19 protein-coding genes are annotated in these 19,860 nt (G+C 64.0%); 7 read left to right on the plus strand and 12 right to left on the minus strand.

Annotated elements, in window-relative coordinates; all coding sequences use genetic code 11:
* Nucleotide 1: 1 nt before the first annotated feature.
* From CH292_RS28325 to CH292_RS29165, 11 genes are read right to left on the minus strand one after another with little or no spacing between them, the layout of a single operon-like run.
* Nucleotides 2-1,519 (minus strand): SCO6880 family protein, encoded by a 1,518-nt coding sequence (locus tag CH292_RS28325; protein ID WP_052058295.1) that lies wholly within the window; start codon nt 1,517-1,519, stop codon nt 2-4.
* Complete coding sequence (locus tag CH292_RS29160; RefSeq protein ID WP_176580241.1) at nt 1,516-3,312, minus strand: hypothetical protein; 1,797 nt, start codon at nt 3,310-3,312, stop codon at nt 1,516-1,518. The genes CH292_RS28325 and CH292_RS29160 overlap by 4 nt, the downstream gene beginning before the upstream one ends.
* Nucleotides 3,306-4,187, minus strand: a complete 882-nt coding sequence (locus CH292_RS28335) for a hypothetical protein (protein WP_052060488.1) — start codon at nt 4,185-4,187, stop codon at nt 3,306-3,308. Before CH292_RS28335 ends, CH292_RS29160 begins: the two co-directional genes overlap by 7 nt.
* On the minus strand, nt 4,184-4,816 hold the full coding sequence (locus CH292_RS28340; protein WP_032406419.1) for a hypothetical protein: 633 nt from the start codon (nt 4,814-4,816) through the stop codon (nt 4,184-4,186). The genes CH292_RS28335 and CH292_RS28340 overlap by 4 nt, the downstream gene beginning before the upstream one ends.
* 26 nt (nt 4,817-4,842) lie before the next feature.
* A complete protein-coding gene (locus CH292_RS28345; protein ID WP_139278523.1) occupies nt 4,843-5,112 on the minus strand; it encodes a hypothetical protein in 270 nt (89 codons plus the stop codon).
* Nucleotides 5,109-5,402, minus strand: coding sequence for a hypothetical protein (locus CH292_RS28350; protein ID WP_052058297.1), 294 nt, complete (start codon nt 5,400-5,402; stop codon nt 5,109-5,111). Before CH292_RS28350 ends, CH292_RS28345 begins: the two co-directional genes overlap by 4 nt.
* 14 nt (nt 5,403-5,416) lie before the next feature.
* Entirely contained in the window at nt 5,417-6,058 is a 642-nt protein-coding gene (locus CH292_RS28355; protein WP_094656322.1) for a hypothetical protein, read from the minus strand.
* The gene (locus CH292_RS28360) at nt 6,055-7,194 is read right to left on the minus strand and encodes a MinD/ParA family protein (RefSeq protein WP_081371413.1); all 1,140 of its coding nucleotides are present in this window, start codon (nt 7,192-7,194) and stop codon (nt 6,055-6,057) included. The genes CH292_RS28355 and CH292_RS28360 overlap by 4 nt, the downstream gene beginning before the upstream one ends.
* 25 nt (nt 7,195-7,219) lie before the next feature.
* Nucleotides 7,220-8,959 carry a cutinase family protein gene (locus CH292_RS28365; RefSeq protein WP_094656321.1) on the minus strand — a complete coding sequence of 580 codons (1,740 nt, stop codon included), beginning with the start codon at nt 8,957-8,959 and terminating at the stop codon, nt 7,220-7,222.
* Nucleotides 8,959-9,789: a hypothetical protein gene (locus CH292_RS28370; RefSeq protein WP_052060491.1), complete on the minus strand. Its 831-nt coding sequence runs from the start codon at nt 9,787-9,789 to the stop codon at nt 8,959-8,961. Before CH292_RS28370 ends, CH292_RS28365 begins: the two co-directional genes overlap by 1 nt.
* 59 nt (nt 9,790-9,848) lie before the next feature.
* Nucleotides 9,849-11,120, minus strand: a complete 1,272-nt coding sequence (locus tag CH292_RS29165; protein WP_155290478.1) for a hypothetical protein — start codon at nt 11,118-11,120, stop codon at nt 9,849-9,851.
* A 1,049-nt stretch (nt 11,121-12,169) separates the two neighbouring features.
* Between CH292_RS29165 and CH292_RS29700 the strand changes: the two genes are divergently transcribed.
* From CH292_RS29700 to CH292_RS28410, 5 genes are all read left to right on the plus strand, one after another.
* Nucleotides 12,170-12,613 (plus strand): helix-turn-helix transcriptional regulator, encoded by a 444-nt coding sequence (locus tag CH292_RS29700; protein WP_032406423.1) that lies wholly within the window; start codon nt 12,170-12,172, stop codon nt 12,611-12,613.
* A gap of 333 nt (nt 12,614-12,946) precedes the next feature.
* A complete protein-coding gene (locus CH292_RS28395; RefSeq protein WP_052060493.1) occupies nt 12,947-13,594 on the plus strand; it encodes a hypothetical protein in 648 nt (215 codons plus the stop codon).
* Between the two features lie 18 nt (nt 13,595-13,612).
* The gene (locus CH292_RS28400; protein ID WP_032406424.1) at nt 13,613-14,056 is read left to right on the plus strand and encodes a hypothetical protein; all 444 of its coding nucleotides are present in this window, start codon (nt 13,613-13,615) and stop codon (nt 14,054-14,056) included.
* A 48-nt stretch (nt 14,057-14,104) separates the two neighbouring features.
* Complete coding sequence (locus CH292_RS28405; RefSeq protein WP_072692217.1) at nt 14,105-14,620, plus strand: hypothetical protein; 516 nt, start codon at nt 14,105-14,107, stop codon at nt 14,618-14,620.
* On the plus strand, nt 14,617-15,810 hold the full coding sequence (locus CH292_RS28410) for an MAB_1171c family putative transporter (RefSeq protein ID WP_306437492.1): 1,194 nt from the start codon (nt 14,617-14,619) through the stop codon (nt 15,808-15,810). Before CH292_RS28405 ends, CH292_RS28410 begins: the two co-directional genes overlap by 4 nt.
* 31 nt (nt 15,811-15,841) lie before the next feature.
* On the opposite strand, the gene CH292_RS28415 is transcribed toward CH292_RS28410, so the two are convergent.
* Nucleotides 15,842-16,525, minus strand: coding sequence for a class I SAM-dependent methyltransferase (locus CH292_RS28415; protein WP_032406426.1), 684 nt, complete (start codon nt 16,523-16,525; stop codon nt 15,842-15,844).
* 768 nt (nt 16,526-17,293) lie between these two features.
* Between CH292_RS28415 and CH292_RS28425 the strand changes: the two genes are divergently transcribed.
* Together CH292_RS28425 and CH292_RS28430 are read left to right on the plus strand one after the other, a co-directional pair.
* Nucleotides 17,294-19,150, plus strand: a complete 1,857-nt coding sequence (locus CH292_RS28425) for a hypothetical protein (RefSeq protein WP_052060495.1) — start codon at nt 17,294-17,296, stop codon at nt 19,148-19,150.
* A gap of 100 nt (nt 19,151-19,250) precedes the next feature.
* On the plus strand, nt 19,251-19,739 hold the full coding sequence (locus CH292_RS28430; RefSeq protein WP_032406428.1) for a hypothetical protein: 489 nt from the start codon (nt 19,251-19,253) through the stop codon (nt 19,737-19,739).
* The last annotated feature ends 121 nt before the right edge of the window (nt 19,740-19,860 follow it).

Here is a 19,860-nt window from a genome sequence, read left to right on the forward strand (position 1 = left end):
TTCATGCTCCCAGCTTCTTTGCGACGTTCTTGGTGTGCGAGGGCATGAGGACGCCGACGCCGAGGGTCGCGGCGAATCCGGTGTCCTGGGTGAACCACAAGCGCTGCAGGCGAAGTGAGGATCGGGTGCCGAGATCTTTGGTGACCGAATCGGCCTTGGGTCGGTCTTCGCCTTCGGGTGTCGTCACGGTCACCAACAGTCCGATCATGGTCAGACCGTGTCCGTGGCCCTGTTCTTCGAGCTGGTCCTCGACACTCTTCAGTCGTTGCTGCGCCTCGAAACTGGGGCCTTTCTTGCCGAGGTTGTTCACACCGCTGTTGGCGTGTTTGAGGTCGCGGCCGATGATGGTCGCCGCTTCGGCCGGCGAGTGGGGGCGGTAGCAGATGGCCACGCGCTTGCGCAGGACGTCCGGGTTGGGGTCGAGCAGTGGTCGCAGCACGGTCTCGACGAAGGCGTTCTTCGGTCGTTCGGCCATTTCCCATGTCGTGGAGTAGCAGCCGTCGTGGAAGAGGTTGGAGATGTTCGCTTTCTGAGCTTGAGGGCCGGCGTCCTCCCAGCCCAGATCGTGCCCGCCCTTCATTTCCGAGAGTTCGAGATCGTCCAATGCGGCCGGGGTGTAGGCGTGTTTGACGAACGAGACGATCTCGTCCGAGGCGAGCAGTCGCGGGTTGAGCTGTGCTTCGTTGAGCACGGTCAGGACACCGCCGATTCGGCGTGCCAGTTCCTTGATCTGCTCGCCCGGGTCCTTTCGTCGGCTCGCGGTCGCGGCCCGGTAGGTGATGGCCACCCGTGCCCACAGTCGCGGTGTGCCGGTGGCGAGGTATTCCGCGGACTCGAGCATCATGCGTGCGGGGAGTTCTCCGCCGTAGAAACCGTCTTCGTGGGCCATCGACCGCACTTCGCGGCGGAGCCGGTTGCCGGACTCGGGGCCGTTCTCGATCACGACGGTGACACCGTCGACGTCGCCGGTCTGGGAGATGAAGTTGACCGCCGCACCCCAGGAGAACACCGAATTGTCGACTGCGTCCTGGTCGATGGCTTCGTTGCCCTGGGGCCAGCATTCGATGACGATGGTGAATTGGTGGGTCTTGGGCATCTCGATGACCCCGAACTTCTGCCGGGACTGATGTTGGACCCAGCCGTCGTGCAGGACGCTGTCGTAGAGCACGCCGGGCAGGCGGTTGGTGCCGCCGGGAACGCGGGAGAAACGTCCGGAGAGGTACAAGTTCTCGCCTTTCGACAGGTGGATCAGCCACTGCACGGACAGGGCGATCCACTGGTAATAGGTTTTGCGTTGGAACCGCAGAATCAGCGGTAGCGCGGTGATGGCCATGACGCCGATGAAGGCGAGGGCGTAGAGCTTGTTGTCGGCGATCGAGAGCACGCCGACACCCATCAGGGCGCAGCCGAAGAGGTAGACGCTTGCGGCGATGTTCAGGCCCAGTAGGAACGATTCCTTCGGGACGGGGCCGATCACGTAGGTCTGGCGGCGACGCATGGGTGCGCTGGTGGTGCTCACTTCATGACCTCGTTCGTTGCGAAGGGACGGCCCGGAACATCGCCGGCGATGTCTTGGGCCATGGAGTCGAGGGAGTGACTGCCGCGCGAGATCCCGGCGCGGGCGGACTGGACGCCTCCCGAGATCGACGGGATCCGCCGCCCGCCGCTGCGGCCTGCGAAGCTGCCCCGCGAGGGGCCGGTGCCAGCGCTCGATGTACGACTGCGAGCCCCACCGCCACCGCCACCGCGGCCGCCACCGCCGCCACCGCCGCCGCCACCGCCGCCTCCGGTTCCCGGGGCTTTGCCGCCGTAGCCGCCCTGGCTGCGGGTGACCACGCCCCCGGCCGATTTGGCTGCGCGGGCCGCGCCCATGACGGCGGCGCTGGTTCCGCCGCTCATGGCGGCCATGCCCAGGGCTGCTCCACCTGCGGCCATGCCGGCCAATGCCATCGGGCTACCGGAGGAGGCGCTCGAGACGTTCAGCACCCTCAGTAGCGCCGGAAGTGCCACTGCCGCAACGGTGAGCAGAATCAGGCCTTGAAGCTTGGTGACGTCGGAGCTGGGGTCTGCGGCCCAGAACGCGGTGGCCATGATCGCGGCCGACGCGGGCTTGAAGAGGATGAACGCGATTGCCCAGTTGCGCATCTTTTCGTAGGACTGCGAACCCATCTCTGTTCCCGATGCTGCCGCGGCGACGGGCAGGACACCGACGATGACCATCAGGAACGCCATGCGGACCACCAGCAGCACGACCTGGACCAGTGCGCCGAGCATTCCGAACAGAGCGATCAGCAGAACCCAGCCCGGTCCCCAGGTCGAGGTGTCGTCGATCATCATCGCTTGGACTTTGGTGCCGAGGTCGTTGCCGCCCGATTCGCTGAGCAACCACAAGCTGATGCCGTCCGAGACCTGGATGGCCAGGCCGATGGCCACACCGAACAGCGACATCGAGGTGATAGTCCGGACGAAGGTACGCACGAGATCCATTGCCGCGGCGTTCTCGTTTCCGGACTGTGCCAGGGCGACGCGGATGCAAGCGACGAAGATCGAAATGACCAGCACCGCACCCTGAATGGGGAGCATGTATGTCTGGAGGACCGTGAGGTAGTTCGCGTCCGACAAGGCCGGTGAGGGTGTGGTGAACCACCAGTTGATCATCGTGCCCCAGCCATCGGCGACGCCGGCGATGAGAGATTTGACGTTCTTCCCGAACGCCGAGTCCCACATCTTCTGCAGCGCATCGCCGGGATGAGAGACGACGTTAGCGAGCTTGCAGACCTGTTCCGAAGGGTTGGCGAAGATCTTGCGCAGTGCGCCCGAGACGCTGGCCCACGATCCCGTGTCCTGCGTCATCGACTCGCACTTTTGGTCGAACCCGAACGTTCCTTCTCCTGGTGCGCCGTTGCCGATTTCGGGCAATGCGGGTGCCTGGGGTGCTTCGGTGGGTCCGCCTTCGGGGACGGCGTAGGTCACCGTGGGGCACGTCTGCGTCGATTGTCCGCCGCCCAGTGGGACCGTGATGCAGGTCAGCTCTCGTTGGACCATCGTGTACCCCGCGGGCAACGGCTTGGGTGTCGTACCTCCGAGACCGCCGAGGGTGATCGATCCTGCGGGAAGGTTGTTCGCCTTCAGATCGTCCGCACCGACGAGCTCGTAGCCCTGCGGTGCGGCCGGAATCGCAGGGCCGGTGGTCTCCTGCGCGGATGCCGGCTGAGCCAACGCGCCTATCAGCGATGCGGCCGCGATGAGTACGACCAGCGCGGCGAGGACAGCGTGGACGATCCGTCCGGCGCGTAGCCGCATCGTCACCATGGGGTCCACCCGCTCAGAGAGGTCGCGGTGCCGGAGAGATCGCCGAGCTGCTCGGGGAAAGTCAGCTTCCAGTCGCCGTCGACCCAGGTGGCCGTCAACCTGGTGGTCAACCACTGCGCGGTGCCGTTGTCCGCTTTCTGTGCGGGACTGGCAGTTTCGATGACGGCGAGATCGGGGGCGTAGTCGAGGATCCGGAACGCGTCGGACTTGGTCTGGTAGCTCAGGGCAGCGTCGGTGGCACCGCGATGGAACGGGCCTTCGGCGTCGAGCTGCGCGTACAGCTCGCTGCGCTGTGCCGCGGTCATGATGGTCTGGTTGTCGTAGATCCCGCGTGCGGTCTCGTTGTTCGCTGACCCCAGGCGCAGCGCGATCTGCACGGCCGCCAGGGCGGCCCCTTGTGGAGTGTGAGCGAATCCGCTGGCGGTCAGACCTTTTACGGTGGACGGGCCGTCCGAGGTGGAGAACGGGACGATCGCTCCGTCGTTGACCTTCTGCCAGCTCACTCCCGCGGGAGCGGGCACCGGTACGGCCGGGTTGTAGGGGCCGTAGTCGACAGGTGACTGCGGCAGTGCCCACCCGCCGGGCCATTTCGGGACGTCGACCCGGCGGCCGAGACGGTCGACGGTCGGGGTTGCCAGCCCTTGCATCGCGCCGTCGGTGTTCGGGACGGCCGTGGGGCCGGTGGAGGGAGGCGCGGTGACCGTCGGTCGAGGCGTCTGGGCGGTCGGCGACTCGTCGTCGGAGTCGCCGCTCACTCGAAGGACGACCGCGACGACGGCGCAGATCACGATGATCGCAACGACGAGCATCGCCGCGCCGGTCAATATGCGGTGCTCTTTGGCGGGCTTGTCGGCTCCGGGGGTTCCGGTACTCATGATGCCGCCGCGAATTCGGTGAAACCGGCGGTGTCGGTGAGTGTTTCGGGCTCGGGGATGTCGTCGGGTGCAGGCAGCAGTAGCTTCCAGTCCTCTCCCGACCAGACCAGGGTGTGGGTGGTGGCCATGAGCGCACCGTCGGGGCGCTCGACCGCCAGTCGAACTACAGCCCGGGTGTCGGTGAAGTCGGTGACCTCGAAGCCCTGCAGGTGTGCTTCGGTTCCCTCCGGTGCCGGATCGGTGATGGAGACCTGTGCGCGGTTGACGGCGTAGGTGTCGCGGCCGACGCCGGGTGCTGCGACCGCATTGACCACTTCGGGCCAGGAGTTGTCCGGTGCCAGACGCAGTCTGGTGATTCCTTGTGCTGCGGCCAGGACCGCGCCCTGAGGCGTCGGGGTGTAGCCGGTTGCGATGTCGCCGGCCACCTCACGCGGACCGTCCGTGCTCGAGGTCGGCAGGGAGGCACCCCGCCAGCTCTGCCACTGCACGTCGGCAGGCGCGGCCGAGGTATCGACGGCGGCTGCGCTCGTCGAGGTTGTCGTGGTGTCGGATGTGGGTTCGGCGGATCCGCATCCGGACAAGGCCAGGACCGCGGCGACGGTGGCTGCGGCGATGAGGTGGCGTTTCATATGAAGGGTCTCCGATTCGAATTGCGTTATGAGAGGGCGAAGCCCGCGAGTGCGCCCGCCGAGCTTGCGGCGATCGCGGCGGCACAGATCCACAGGATCTTTCGGACGGTCCGGTTCAAGGGTGTCGAGGTGGCGAAGTGCCACCACAACATCCCGGCGGCGACGATCAGTGACGTCACCAGTACTGCTCCGACGATCCACATTCCGTAGCCCAGAAGTTGATCGAGTGGTCCGGTGACTTCGGGTGGGAGTGGTTGCGACGGTGGTGCCGGTTGGGCGAGCGGTGTCACGCTCACGTCATCACCCAGGTGATCCATGACGCTGCGAGCGACATGATCAACGCGCCGATCACAGCGCCGATGACGATCTTGATGCCTTTACCCCTCATCGCTCCGTCGCCGGCGGCATGGTCGAACCACATCACCCCGCCGCCGACGATGATTCCCAGGACGGCACCGGCGGTCAGAATCCACAGGGCGACGCCGATCATGCGCCATATCCGGTCGCCTCCGGGCGGGGGTACGGGATCGGGCTGCGGGACGGCCAGGATGGTGGTGTGGACTGCGTCGAATGTGTTGATCAGCATGGTGTTTCGCTCTCTTATGGGTTGGTCTGAAGGATCGAGATGATGGTGGTGCGGATGGCGTCGGCAACGTCCGCGACCTCGCGCGGTACGGCTCGGTCGGGCGGTTCGCGTTTGCGTCCGGTGGGAATGGGATCTCCGGGAGTCCAGAACGGGAGCTCGTCGGGTGTCAGTTCGTTCCAGGTGTCGATCCACGGGATTCGCCAGTGATGGTCGTCGACGAGCCCCGCGACCACTTCGAGGCGTTGGCGCAGCTCGCTTTTGAGTCGGCTCGGTGATGCTGCGACGGTGACGAGCCCGACCAGAGTGGTTGTGCCGCCGTAGCCGGACAGATGCTGCGTGAGCAGATCGTGAGCTCGGGTGATTCCCCATGCGGATTCACGGGCGACCACCACGACGAAGGGTGATTCCTGCTCGAAGCCGGCCGGGAACGCGCCCATCGCATCGCCGGCGATCGACCACGAGGCGGTCAGCATCGACACTCCGGCTCCTCCGTGGCCACCGACGAGCCACCACGAGGGCACAGCCCGGTCGGTGGGTGCGTAGACCGGCTCGGGCCAGACGTCGATGCACCGCTCTGCAGGCGGCGGGGTGATCAACCCGTGTGAGCGTCCCGGCTCCCGGGAGTCGTCGGCGGCCGCCCATGCCGTGGCGCTCACAGTGCCGGCCCCTGTGCTTGGTTTCGGTTCTGCCATCCGGCGGCGAAGTCCGTGGCCACCAGCTGAGCGAGATCGCGATACGCCGCCCGTGTCGCGGGAAGCAGCCGATCCCAGTAGATTTCCGCGCCCTCGTCCAGATGCGGATCGAACGGGATGGTCACCACTGCGCGGACGCGGTCACCGAAGTACTCCTGTAGCTGGTGGTCGGTCAACGGTGTCTTCGAGCTGCTCGACATCCGGGAGACGACGATCACGCACCGCTGCACCAGGTGCGAGTAGTGATGGGCGTCCAACCAATCGAGCAGCGCGTTGGTTCTGGTGACCGCCGAGACGTCGAGCTTGGTGGGCGCGATCAGAGAGTCGGTCAGGTCGAGCACTCCCGCCATCGCGGGGTGGGTGATGCCGGTGCCGCAATCGGACAGCAGCACCTGGAAGTGGTCTTGGAGGATCTCGATCACGCGCCGGTAGTCGTTCTCGCTCAGCGCTTCCGAACGCTCCGGATCATCGTGTGAGGCGAGAACTTGCAGACCGGTCTCGGCTTCGAGGGTGTGTTGGCGTACGTCCGCGTAGCGATCGGTACGCGGGGCGGCGAGCAGGTCGTAGATCGTCGGTGGATGCTCGGTGCGGGGCGCGATCGCTGCGATGCGTTCGGCGAGGACACCGGCATCGGGGTTGGCGTCTATGGCCAACACCCGATCGGTGCGCACGTCCGCGAAAGCGTGGCCCAGCACGACCGAGACGGTCGACTTTCCCACTCCACCTTTGAGCCCTGCCACGGTGATCTTGTGATCGGTGCGCACCGGGGCGGCGATCTGCGCGTCGAGCTCACGTGCACGTTTGTCCGCGGGCGACTCGCCGGCGTTGATCGTGCGCAGAGACAACGCGTAGAGGGCGCGTCGCCACCCCGATGTCGGAGCAGCTCGGACACCGTCGATCTCCAACGCGGACGCCGTCGGGGGGCGCGGCGGCTGCGTTCTGTCGCCGCGCCCCAACATCACCACCGCGGTGGTGTTGCGGTCCAGATCGATTTGCCCGAACGCCGGTCGTGGGCCGACCGGTGTGGACGTCGTGTCGACGTCGTCGATGTCGGGACTCGTCCGATCGGCCATCAGGCCGTCTTTCCAGTCTGTGCTCATCGGGTGGTCCTTACTGGGGTCGCCATCAGTTGGACGGGGTCAGCCACGAGGAGTCGTCGGGAGCGGCAGCGGGGAACTCCATCGGGAACGCATCGCCCGATGGGGCCGACGACGTGGTCGCAGTACTCGTGCTGTCGGCGTCGGTGGCCGTCTGCGGGGTGTAGGTCGGCGTCGTCAGCGTCGACGAGGACTCGGCCCAGGGATCGAAGGCGGTGGAGGTCGAGGCCGGTTGTGCGCCGACCTGGAACTGAAGACCGGGAAGGCCTTGGTAGGAGCCCTGCCCGTCGACGGGAACGGTTCGTGCGAAGGCGTCCTTGTCCGCAGCGGGGGCGGTCGATCCGCTTTCGAGATCCTTGACCAGCGCGGTGATCCAGTCCGAGGCGAAGCTCAGCCAGGTTCCGCCCGACGGTGTGACCGCATCACGTTGGTAGGACTCGTGATTGGCGCGCACCGCCCAGTACTTGACGTCGGTGGCCATCTTGATCAGGCCCTTGTTGTCTGTGAGTTCGTTCTGCACGATCTTCGACACGGCCGTGGTCGTCTTGTCGGTGATGTTCGCCGGAACCAGCTGCAGAGCAGCCTCGGCTGCTTTGGCTCCCAGTAACGCCAGGGCTGCCGGCGGATTGGTCAGGCCGACGGTGGCCAGTTGCGCGATGTTGTCCATCGTCAGGACTTTTTTGGCGAACGTGACTGCGGTGTTGATTCCGATGCCGAGGACTTTGTCGATCGCGGCGAAAGCATCGACCTGGTGTGTCGGGTTGGAGGCATCGGCGGCGCGGTTGCTCAGGGAATCTCCCGGCCGGTAGTCCAGGCCGCGGGTGGTGCCGTCGCTGCTGGTGATGTCTTCGTTGACGACGTCGACGCCCATCTTGAGCGCGGTGGTGCCCATGACCTGCGCGGCCGACCACAGCACCCCGATGGGATCTTGGGCGTCGAGGTTCATCTGGCCGCTGACGTTGGTCACCAGACGGGCCAGCGGGGCGTCGGCGGGTGTATCGCAGGCGATGTCGCCGCTCGCGCAGGCCGATGCGACTCGGCCGGTCAGGGACCCGAACGAGGCCGGGGTCTGCGCGGCGAGAGGTGCGATGCCGCCTCCGTCGGACGGCGGTGTGGGCAGCGTTTCGAGCTTGGTCACCTCCGCGCCGCGGGTACCGGGTGCAGGTGCGGGGTGTTCCTGGGAAGGTGCACCGGGGAAGATGCCGTCGCCCTGCTTACGAGTGGGATCGGAGTAGAGCATTCCCATCGCGACCCGTGCGGGCGGGATCGGACCTTGGCCAGCGCCGATCAGCCGGAGCAGCTCCGAGGCAACTCCCGCGCCCTGCGAGTACCCCAGCAGCCCGAACTTGGTGTTCGGGCAGCGAGCGGCTTCGTCGGCGATGATCTTCGAGGCGTTCTCGACTCCGCGCGCGGCCGAGTCCTTGTACGAGGTTCCGGTGAAGCCGTAGTCGGCCGGGTACGGCACGTAGGTGCGGTCGAACTTGTCCGAGGTGGTTCCACCGAACTCGGCCAGGACCGGAAGGATCGCCGCCGACAGCGTGCCCGAGTCCTGCTTGGGCATGGACCCTTCGGTGGACTCGGTGGTGCCCTGCGTGACGACGACGTGCAGCAGCGCGCACGGAGCGTTGGTGGTGGAGTCGGCCGAGGGGGACGTGGTGTCGGGGGGCGTGGTGGTCGGTTGCGCTGCAGCCTGGGTCCCTGCGCTCACTGTGATCGCGACGGACCCCAGTAGAGCCATCGCGACGTAGGTGGATCGGTTGGCCTTCATCAGTTCTCCGTTTCGGTGATGTCGACGATCGAGGTGATGAGGGTCCGATCACCGTCGGTTCGTGTTCGTACGATCTGGGTCCACGTCACCGGCTCTGCGCCCGGGACGGCATGGGTGAGGTAGACGGTGTATTCGTCGGGGCCTCTCGGGGTGATGCGCAGGCAGTGCGTGGTCTCGGACGGGAAGGTGTCGATTCCGGCGCTCTGCAACAGTTCTGGGCTGCCGACTGCGGCGTCGGGGGTGGTGAACGCACGCGCGGCGGCTCCGCTGCGCTTGACGTAGTAGGCGTAGTCGAAGCCGAGGATCGCGTCCGGGCCCGAACCGAACCCGCCCGGTCCGGCACCGGTGACTTCGCTACTGGTCCTGGACTCGACACACGGCGGCGGCGCGGCCGGGGCCGGGGTGGTGGACGTGGGCGGCTCGGTTGTGGTCGCGGGTGCCTCCGGGGTGGTGAGCATCGACGACATTCCGGCCGCGAACGATGCCTGGTCGTTGGAGTCGGGGGACAACACCCACGACACGGCACCTATGGCCACACCCAGCAGCAGGCTGGCCGCGGCGAGTGAGCCCCAAATCGCCAGCCGAGAGCGCCGGCCGCGCTTGTTCTGCGGGATCGGACGCGGTACCGGTTTCGGCACCGGCTTCGGTGAAAGACCTGCGACCGCAGCCTCTCGGCTGGTGTGTGCCGGTGGGGCCTCGCTCGCCGGCCGCGGAGGAGCGGCCGGAGTGCGCGGGTCAGGCGTGCTCGGTGTGTCGGTCAGTGTGGCTCGCTCCCACGGTTTGCTTCCTGGACGGGAGGTGCCGGGACTGCGATCAGACAGCGATGCCATGGCTGCTGCTCACTCCTTCTGGTCGACGAAACGCTGGAACACCGAGCACGCCTGCTCCTCTAGACGGGCTGGCTGGTGGTCAGGGCCTGCCACGCCGCATTGGCCTGCGCGAGGGCCGGACCCGCAGCGGCTACCGCGTCCGCGACGGCGGGCTGTTCGACGACCGTCGAGGCGAAGCCCGCCGCCGCGTTAGCGGCTGGTGCAACCCACGTGCCTGCGTCGCTGACGGCCTTTTCGACGACCGGAGCAGCATTCTGAACGGCGGTGTTCGTCTGAGCGACCAGGTCCGGTCCCGCCTCCGTCGCCAGTGGTGCCGGGGTGACCGGAACTGGGCTGGTGGCCGGCGGTGCGGGTGCCGCATCGACAGCGGGAGCGGGTGCAGGCTCCTCGATCGTCGCCGCTTCGCCGCCGGCGGCCGCGCCGCCGATCAGAGCACCGGCTGCAGCACCGACCGCGGTGGTCGCCGCGACGATCGGTGCCGAAACCGCCGCTCCGACACCGGCTCCAGCGAGTGCCGCTGCACCGGGGACGAAGACGTAGCCGACCGGGCCGGCCCAGACGATCGCCGGAGTCAGGACGGGGGTTGCGGCCACGCCGAGTCCGGCACCGATGGCCGCGCCGCCGGCGGTGATCGCTGCGCCGGGGACAAGTCCGACACCGAGTCCGACAAGGCCGCCCGTCACGGCACCGGCAGCGGTACCGGCGGCGATACGGTCAGCTCGCGGGGCGGTCGCAAGGCCGTTGTCTACGAGGAGGTTTCCGCCGTCTGCCTGGATGGCCTGGAAGGTGTTCGAGACCTGGCGGGCGAAGACACGGTCGACGCCGTCGGGGATTCGATACGGGGTCGCGCCGATCAGGACGGAGTCGTCATCGACCTCGATCGGCACGATCGTCGGCCGCTTGACCGTCGGCACCGGCGCTGGTGCCGGTACCGGTGCGGGAGCGACGGTCTCGGGACTATCGCTGATGCCGGGGCCCTGGATCGGTGCCGGGCTGCTCTCGTAGACGACCGGTTCGGAGTAGTAGGTGGTGTCGTAGGAGGGCCGCTGTCGACCTGCGTTGTAGTCGTCGACGGTGCGCGTCTCGGAGTAGTCGTAGATCGGGCTGTAGCCGGCGATGTACGAGTCCTCGGGAGCGGGCGGGGCGGGTGCCGGAGCGGGCTGGGTCACACCGGGCTGCTGGCCCGGCGCAACGGACACACCCGGCTGACCCGGTGCAGCCTGAGCGACACCGGCGCACGCGATGCACAATGCAATGGGGATGGCGCATGCAGCGGCGATCCGCGTCGAGGTACGCCGATGCCGACCCCCACTACCAGTCGATCTGAACATTTCTTCACCTTTCATTGACGAACAATGCGTTTGGGTTACAGCGAGTAGATCCAAGAAGGGAGCTGGTGCTCTCGGCCCGTCCTCGATTGGTTGTCAACCAATCATGCTGAACAGCAGTGTGATTCAGGTTCTAACCTCGTAGCTCCGCCGACGTGCGATTGGGAGTGCGGGTGATGCCGAAGGTTTGCGGGTCCGATCACCCACACCACCACTCGCTTTCGGCATCAGGAGGCGAACTGCGATGAGAGGGAGTTCAGAAAGAGAATCCACTGAAGGAAGAACGGCACCTGTCTAATCCTTTCTCTGAGAGGGGGTTACGGGATTCTGGTGATGTCCCGGCGGGGCCGCGCAGCACCGAACATGATGAAATGCGCTTACTGCGCGACCCTCGCGCCGGTCCATCGGTCGAGCTGCAGGGCGTCGGGGAGCTCCTGTAGCTCACGACTGGGTGTCAGAGATGACCCCAATCGAGATTGAGGGCCAGATCAGGCCGCATCGCCGAAGTTGAGAGGGCAGGCGCGGAACATGGTCGTCGAACCGTCCACGGGTACACGGAACGTCGGATCACCGTCGGTCCACTCGCCCATGAGATCGCCAGTCTCTTCGCACAAAAGCGCGTGAGTGGAATGCGGTGCGGAGCCAAGAGAGCACACGGCGAGACCGAGAACCCGGTCGTTCACTGCGCCGCACCGGCTCTGCTGCTTACGCACGGACACCGCGGGTGTTTCGAGGATGGTTGAGTTGCTCGACAGCACAGTTGCGCTCCGTTTCCGGGGCGCTCTCCTAGGCGACGTCCGATAGGCTGTAAATGCCCATGTGGACGCGACTAAGTCGCACCCCTGTCTGCTGGGTCGGCCCTCGTGGATGCGCTTTGCGGACGCCAATCAGCTACGCGCACCACGGGGGTTCTTCTTTGGTCGGGTCGTGTGCTAAACCTTACTTGGAGCGTCCGGTTTAAACAACCCGTGGTAACCAATCTGTTTAATCACTGCATCATGTGCTACCAGGAATAGGCGGGTGACATTGTGAGTCACCGTGGAGTACCAGCGATGAAGCGCCGCCTCCGCGGCTTCGATCCGAGCCGCCTGCGGGACGCCCGAGCGAGGGCGCGACTCAGTGGCGCGGAGGTTGCCAGGCGAAGCGGCATCGGTGCATCGACCTACTCCCAGTGGGAGCAAGGGAAAGCCGATCCGGGCATTGCTGCGCTGTCGCGCTGCCTCGCAGTGCTGAATACTGCTGTGACTGACGTGGTGATCGTGGATCCGAGCGAGGAACACCTCGGAGACTTGCGAGTAGCTCGAGGCCTCACTCAGGGCGACCTCGCTGGACGAGTCAAGGTAAGCCCCCAGCACATCGGCGCACTCGAACGCGGACATGTAAAGCTGTCCGATGCAATGGCTCAGAAAATCGCGAGTGCTCTTGGTTTCGAGGTGTCGCGCGTGGTGGCCTCCTTTGATCGAGTTAGGAATCGACCGCCGGACGTCTTGCCCTGACGATCGCCTTCGATAGCTGGCCTTCATGTCGCATGCAGTGCAGTCCAGTGGCAGCTGAACGGGATCGACCTCGTCTGTAACGAGCCGGCCACCTTCCGGCTGCGAGACGTTCCGCAGCTGGAGTCTTGTCGATCCACGAAACACGACGCCCGATCGGAGCGCGTCGCCTTTCGTCATCACGCGTGGAACACTATGGCCCCCCTGAGCGATGGGCAAGTAGAAGTCAATTTCGAATAAGTCACACCGCGCTGACCTGCCAATTTAGGCCAACTGCGTTTCTTTACCGCAATTCGATTATTGACCACATATTGACCTCGACCTTAGGATGGTTCAGTGACGCAAACGGGACACCCCCTCTGGTTTGCCACCTGCGTCAGCTCTCGCAGAAGGCAGCGGAACCTCACGATCGTTGGGTTGCGCGATGCCGGCGGCCCAACAAAACCCGTCGTGTTGATGGCAGAGCGCGGAGAGCTCAGTAACCCGCGGCCGAGTACCTTGCGAAAGTTCGATACAGGACTGAGTTGGAAACCGGGAAGCGCGGCGAATGTCTATTGGGAACGCGCCCAGCCAGTTGTTCTAGGCCGAGCACCGTACAAGTCCGGCACGGGCAATATTGCCGTCGGGCTCGACCCTCTAACTAAACTGCTCGCTGCTCAGCGGGACATTCACGGGAAAGTCGCCGGCCTGGAAAACCGCACATCAAGTCTGGATGACTTGAGGACGGCCCTTGGCCAGCTCGATGTTGCAGTTTCGGCCATCGCCGGGTCCTTCGTCACCGAGACGCTGGAACGCAACCACGGGCAGCACAACAAGGCAATCGATTCCGCCATTGCGGCGCTACTGGAGCTTCCTGTCAGTGACGACGATCCGGAGCGCGAGGAAAAACTGTATCGGCGTTGGCTTTACGGCAATGCCATAGACATAGACCAACCAACAGCCAAGCGATTTTCACGCCGGCTGAAAGACAGTCGAACCCGCTGACGAAGAACGGAAATGGATATGTCGAAGACGACCCCACCTCTCCACCTGAGAATCAACAAACTGTTCGAGGCAACTCACACGGCCGACGACCCGGAACTCAGCAATGCCGCGGTCGCCGAAGCGGTTTCTAGCTCCCTGGAGCGGCTGGTTCGCGACACGGAAATTGCGGCGTTACGTGCCGAGTCCGGTCTGCGATTCGTCGATAGCGACCTCGTCCAAGCTCTCGCCGCCTACTTCGAGGCTCCGACATCCTTTCTCGCGAACAAGTGGGACGCGGTTGCGGAGAGCTACGACCGCGAGCTGTCGGTACTGATCCATCTCCGTGAATCTGGGGTCCAGCTGCTCGCGATGCGTGACGGAGGCGAAATGAGCGCCGACGACCTCATGAACATCCTTCAACAGCTTCCTGAGCAGCAAGAACGCAGAGAAACTGATGCAGGCGGTACCAGGAGTAACGTGTAGCGGCGTTCGTTGTTTTTAAGTAACAAAGGTCGGAGGGAGTCGGGACCCGTGAGCCAGGAGAGTCAAATTCGTTCGGCTGTACGGCGTATCGCAGAGAACATGCCGTCAGACGAGCCGTGGTCGCGTCGTAGATTTATCGACCTTGTCGCGGAAGAGCGCAACCGGCCGATTGTTCTATGGCCAGTTGAGTCGGCACTCCTGAGCCGTGTAGGCCTGACCGGGACGCTTTGCGGCTTATGGGTTGCACGCAAGCAAGACGACTTCATCGTGTACGGGTCGGACGTGGCTGAGTATCAAGCAGATCAGGTGATCAGTCATGAGGTCGGGCATATGGTGCTATCTCATACTGGACTGCCTGAATCGCAGCACAGCAAGGCGATGCTCAGGGTGTTGTTGCCGCACATACCGGAGCGGACGATCGAAATTGCGCTGGGCCGCGACAGTTTCGAGGACGACCAGGAGGTCGCTGCCGAGTCCTTCGCAGACCGCATCATGGTCGAGGCAATGGTCAACCGGAATCGCCGCCAGTCGCCCCTGCGATCAACATTCTTCAGAGCGAAATGACGTCCCCCGTCCCGGCCTGGATCTCGTGGCCAATCATCGTACTAATGGCACTGACTTTGGTAGTGCGCGTCGCTTGGCTGAACTCGTCGTTCATCGATCGGCTCACTACGCGCTCGCTGATCATCGGATGGTTCGGCTTGGTTCTTCGAGAACGAGCGGTTCAGGATGCGATCAGGCACCTGCCCAAACCGCTCGGCGACGTCGCACTATTCCAGCAGCTCACCTTCTGTTGCATTGTCATGATCGTGATGGCTATCTACGGCATGTCCCGATTGTGGATCGGGGCTGACCCTTCCACCGTATGGAAGCGGCAACGGGTCTACGACGCGATCGGTCTGGCGCTCAGCGCTGTCATCTTGGTAGCCGGCACACCATCACGGAAGGCCGGTGAGCTGGTCGATCAGTACTTGGGGTGGCCAGCGGTTGTCTTGTGGACCGCCTTCTACGCCCCCATCCTGTATGTCGCCGTCGCTGTCATGCGGATCTTTCTCCGAGAAGCCCGGCACCCCGATACCGCAGTGCGGGAGAAGGCCCTCTACAGCTTGGCGATAGTGATTGCGCTCGGGCTCGCGGTCGTTGGTGTAAGCACCCCGATTCTCACGCTCCAAGAGGTCCTGACAGGTTCTGGGTCGGCTGACCCTGAGATGCATGTGAAGGCCCTGACTTACTTCCTCGCGGTCGCTGGATCGTTAATCATGGGTGCGGTTCCGGTTGCGGCAGTACTGCGGGCGAAGCTAGGGCAGGATCGAATCAGTAAGAATCTGAAAGAGATTGAGCTTCTTTGGCGCGACATGACAGATCTGTTTCCGGAGGTCAGACGGCCTGAGGCGAGACCAGAAACAGACAGTTTCGATGAAGCGGACCGTGACGAGGAGCTCCCCGACGCCGCGAGGAAACTACACCGCAGAATTATTGAGATTCACGATGCTGCACGCCGACTCAGCAAATGGAACGCAAGCCCATCGAACGACACACCTTCGACGGAACTCAAGGCCGAAAGGATCGCCGCCGAGCTCGAAAAGGCTTATGTCGCCAAGGTGTCGGGGCAAACACCCCCCGAACGCTACGACCTTTTGATGTTGCTGGCGCAGCGATCGGGGGCCTACGACCTCACCGCGACGAGCGATGAACTGGTCCACGTGGCCAGGGCTTGGCGCAAACTACGCCAACAGCAGACAGTACGGCCCTAACGGGCGTCTCTAGTGCTTGAACCAGCTCGCCTCATTCGCCTCGGTTTTCACGCTCCAGGCCGCGTGGATCCCTGGCGACAAACAGCGCTACGTTCCCCACCATGTTGACCTCTACCTGCTTGAATCGGATGTCGAGCGCTTTTTCCAAGCCCGGCAGATCGTCGTGCCAATTTCCGAACGCACCGATCTTGTTGTACGCCGTCATCAGTGCCTTGCCGAATAGGGTGTACCGCTGGTCAACTCCGATCACGGTCGATCCGAACAGCACGCCCTGAGGCTTCAGTAGGGCAGCGAGGTTATCGAACGCCGCATCTTTGGTCGACCAATCGCCTGGTAGGCAGTGCAACACATAGTTGATCGAAATTGAGTCGAACTTTCCGATGGTGTCGTCGAACGGTTCGAGCACATCGTGCTCGATCGACGTTGTGGGGATATGAAGTCGAGATGATGTGTGCTGGAGTGAATTCGGACTGAGATCAGTGAGTGTGAGATCGACGTCCTGGGGTAGCTGCGCGTTGGCGAGTAGCCAGCCTGAGCCGGGGCCGACCTCAAGGTGTCGCTGCCCGATGCGTCCGTTATACAGGTCAAGGAAATTCTGTCGGTTGCAGCGCCAGGCGTAGCTGTTCGATAGTCGCATGACCCAGAGGTCGTACACATTCAAGAACAGATTGCTGCTGTATGGAGCCGCCCCTGCTTGGGTCGAGTCAGATGTCATCGAGCCGATGTTCCTTTCGGAGTGTGTGAGCCATTCCCCCGCGTGGCTACCACGCGGTCTAAGAGTCTGCCTCATCTGTTTGCTTGTTCGCTTAGGCGGATCGGCCCAGGAGTTGAGGCGGAGTGCTACGGCTAGCGCTCTTCCATCGGGCCACTGGGGCGTAAGTGAATTGCTCTTGCAAGCCAATGCCCGAATCTTGTTACAGCTTCACGGCGTGTCAAACCGCCGCTGGGCGCAATCTGTTACAGAATCCGGGGATGGATTGGCGTCCGGGAAAGGTGTCAGCGATGGCCATGCAGAGCAAGGGGTCGAGGCGTATGTACGCAACTCGCATCCCTGTGGAGGTTGGTGACCTGATCGAACGGCGAGCACTTGAGGCGGGCTGCACGTCTACGTCGCAGTACCTTGCGGATCTGCTCGCAGTGGTTCACGGACGCCCCGACCTGGTACGCGAACTGAACCAAGAGGTGATGCCCCTAACCGCATAGCAAGGACAAAATGAGGCGGGTTTGAGGACGGTTAGCCTCTGCCCCCATTTGCACATCAAGTGCAGACCGAAAAAATCGAGCCCCCGACTGGCAGGTCGAGGGCCCGAGGTGAAACGGAGAGCCAATCTTCGTTCCGGTACTGCATTCCCCTGGAAGGGACAGACTATTGCTGGTCTTGTCTCAGGGTACCTCGCGCCCTGATGAAGGTTCAAGAACTGATGCTCGTGTCGGGTCGACGATGTCGACGCCCGACCACATTTGGAGACGACTGTCTCCATTAATGACCGCGCGTCGGTCCATGCGGGTGTGGAGTGCCGCTAGCGGCAAGTTCGATACGTCGCGGAGTCTGACGAAGCACCTACCGTCCGTGCCGGCCGCGCTGCCGATCTATGCGCGCGGCCGCACGAGCCTGCTAGCGCTGGACTTCGACGCAAAACACCACACGCCAGAGCAAGTCGACGTTGATGTCGAACGTGCCTTGGGATGGCTCCACGAATGCGGCGCGCGCACCGTCACCGACCGCTCTACGAGCGGTGGCCGCCACGTCCTGGTGCCCATGGCCACCGACATCCCTCTGCGCGTCGACGACATTAAAATTGTGATGCAGCTGCTCACTGCCCGCCTGGTCACCCTGGACGCCACTCCGATGCTCAACGCGGACTGGGGATGCATCACTCCCCCTGGCTCACCCTGTCGAGAGGGTGGCTACCGACTCCTCGACGGCACTCTCGACGCCGCGATCGACGCCTTCACCGTTCGGTCCGATCGCGGCGTCGTCGCACGACTGATCGCTCTGCTGGGCGGTGCAACCACTCCTCGACATCGAACTCCCACTGCGGCTGTCGCCGCCTCCCTGACCCAGGACGAGCGCCTCGTCGGTGTCGGACGCGATCGACGCCTGGACCCGCGTTTCCACCGCAACACGCCCGTGCCAGAGGCCGTCGCGACGTACGCGGCCACCGGCAAGTTCACCAGAGCCCACAAAGCCCTCTGGGAATCCCCGTCGGAAGCACGCCAGTCCGTCATCAGCCACGCAGTCCTTCGTGGTGCCAGCGCTGCGGACATCGAGAAAGCGATCGCCACCACGAAGTGGGCCGGGCTACGTCGCGCCTACATCGACAAGTACGGAACCCATTCGGTCGCAGCATTGCAACGAGACGTGGACAAAGCCCTGAGCTGGGCGGCGACGATCGTGCGGCCACTCCACGAACTCACGCACAAGAACAGATACACAGGGGGGGATGGTTCCTTCCTGAAAGATCGAGTTCGTAGACAGTGGCTTGCGCACGCGAAGCTGTGGATCGACGCAGAATTTCTCGGTACCCGCCAACGACCGGTCTTACTCGCAGTAGTCCAGGCTCTCGCATACACGTCCGCTTTGGCCGGCGAACTGGTCGAGGGAGTGCCGGTAGTCGCAGTTGGCGGTCGAAGCCTCTCGCACGCAGCGGGACTGATGTCGGAATCGACCGTGTGGAGTGCGCTCAGATTGCTCCGAGAGACCCCAGGCTCTCCCCTGCTGCTGGTTGCACGCGGTGCAGGTCGAGAGGCGGATCGCTACGCCTTGACCACAGCAGCGACGACGAACGGGCCTAGACGGTCGGATATCGACCGAGCACGGGTTGAACCGATACACCCGGCCTGGAGTGTGTTGGGCCTTCGCGGCCGAGCACTGTACGAGCTGGTCGAGGCCGGGCTCGCCACCAACGTCGACGACACATTCGCTGCCGCCAAGCTCAGGCCCTCCAACGGGTACGCAATCCTCGCGGATCTGATGACCGCCGGGCTCATCGAACGGGATAGCGCAAAGCTGACCCTAGGACGCCGCACGCTGGACGACGTAGCGGCCGCTCACGGACTAGGAACCATCGCGGCCGACCGTATCGTTCGTCACCGAGCTGAAAGGCTTCTGTGGCAGGTCTGGCTTGAGCGACGTTTCGAGCCGCAAACGGGGCTCACTGCCAACGTGGGCGCAAAAAGCAGCTGGTTGCCAGCGATGTATCCCGCTCCCCCACTCGGCGACGACGTCGAGGAGCTCTGGGCAGCCAGGATGTCAGCGGGCCCACCCAGAAGAGACCCGGAACTGGAAGCGATCGAGCTTGTTAGCGACCAACTAGGTGCCGTGATCGTGGCAGGGTGAACGCCGTACGTCGGAGGTAGATCTCCGACGCATTTGAGGCGTCTCACCAGGGCGCATACAACGAGATTCGATATAGCGAGCCTCTCGATACCATCTGCCTATGGGCTATTACCGAGACGCTACGGAAGAAGAAATCGCACGCGGAGAAGCTACGAGCTGGAGCTTGCGCACTCCTGACGACGCCAAGGATCTGCCTATCGACGAGCGCTTCCGCCGAACAAGCGAGGCGGACATGCGGTACGACCACAAAGTGTGGGTGTCTGAGCCGAGCGACGATTGGCTAACAGCCGTGCAACTGGTCAGTGAGAACGGGTACAGACCCGAAGCGCTCACAGGCCTCTTCGGCCCCGCGACTAATGGCCCGGATGGGATACGAGGCTGGCTGGCAGTGCACGTCGACCACATCGAAGAAACCGTGATCAATCGGGCTGTCGAGTTGCTCAAAACGAGTCTGTTCAATTCCCGCCTCGAAGATCTGTTCCCCGTTGTCGCCGGCCCCGAAGACTGGCCATCAGAAGCAGAGGCCACGGACATGATCGCCGGCCTCGCAGCAAGCAACGAGAACTCTGACGGTGAGGCGGGCGTGTAAATGACCCATTCAAACGCGCCGCGGAGTTCAGTGCGGTTGGCCGTAGTGGCGGAAGAGCGGGGGGGGGGGGGGGGCCCGAGGACACGGGTCTGCCGAAGTGCAAAGGAGGGGTCGCGGGTCA

Source organism: Rhodococcus sp. 14-2470-1a, from assembly GCF_002259425.1.
Lineage (GTDB): Bacteria > Actinomycetota > Actinomycetes > Mycobacteriales > Mycobacteriaceae > Rhodococcoides > Rhodococcoides fascians_E.

Bases quoted from the DNA above. Each gene is read 5' to 3' on its own strand.
- CH292_RS28410 (WP_306437492.1), top strand. From the start codon at position 14,617: ATGACGTCCCCCGTCCCGGCCTGGATCTCGTGGCCAATCATCGTACTA.
- CH292_RS29160 (WP_176580241.1), bottom strand. From the start codon at position 3,312: ATGGTGACGATGCGGCTACGCGCCGGACGGATCGTCCACGCTGTCCTC.
- CH292_RS28400 (WP_032406424.1), top strand. From the start codon at position 13,613: ATGTCGAAGACGACCCCACCTCTCCACCTGAGAATCAACAAACTGTTC.
- CH292_RS29700 (WP_032406423.1), top strand. From the start codon at position 12,170: ATGAAGCGCCGCCTCCGCGGCTTCGATCCGAGCCGCCTGCGGGACGCC.
- CH292_RS28365 (WP_094656321.1), bottom strand. From the start codon at position 8,959: ATGAAGGCCAACCGATCCACCTACGTCGCGATGGCTCTACTGGGGTCC.
- CH292_RS28350 (WP_052058297.1), bottom strand. From the start codon at position 5,402: ATGCTGATCAACACATTCGACGCAGTCCACACCACCATCCTGGCCGTC.
- CH292_RS29165 (WP_155290478.1), bottom strand. From the start codon at position 11,120: ATGTTCAGATCGACTGGTAGTGGGGGTCGGCATCGGCGTACCTCGACG.
- CH292_RS28415 (WP_032406426.1), bottom strand. From the start codon at position 16,525: ATGACATCTGACTCGACCCAAGCAGGGGCGGCTCCATACAGCAGCAAT.
- CH292_RS28425 (WP_052060495.1), top strand. From the start codon at position 17,294: ATGACCGCGCGTCGGTCCATGCGGGTGTGGAGTGCCGCTAGCGGCAAG.
- CH292_RS28335 (WP_052060488.1), bottom strand. From the start codon at position 4,187: ATGAGTACCGGAACCCCCGGAGCCGACAAGCCCGCCAAAGAGCACCGC.
- CH292_RS28360 (WP_081371413.1), bottom strand. From the start codon at position 7,194: ATGAGCACAGACTGGAAAGACGGCCTGATGGCCGATCGGACGAGTCCC.
- CH292_RS28430 (WP_032406428.1), top strand. From the start codon at position 19,251: ATGGGCTATTACCGAGACGCTACGGAAGAAGAAATCGCACGCGGAGAA.
- CH292_RS28370 (WP_052060491.1), bottom strand. From the start codon at position 9,789: ATGGCATCGCTGTCTGATCGCAGTCCCGGCACCTCCCGTCCAGGAAGC.
- CH292_RS28340 (WP_032406419.1), bottom strand. From the start codon at position 4,816: ATGAAACGCCACCTCATCGCCGCAGCCACCGTCGCCGCGGTCCTGGCC.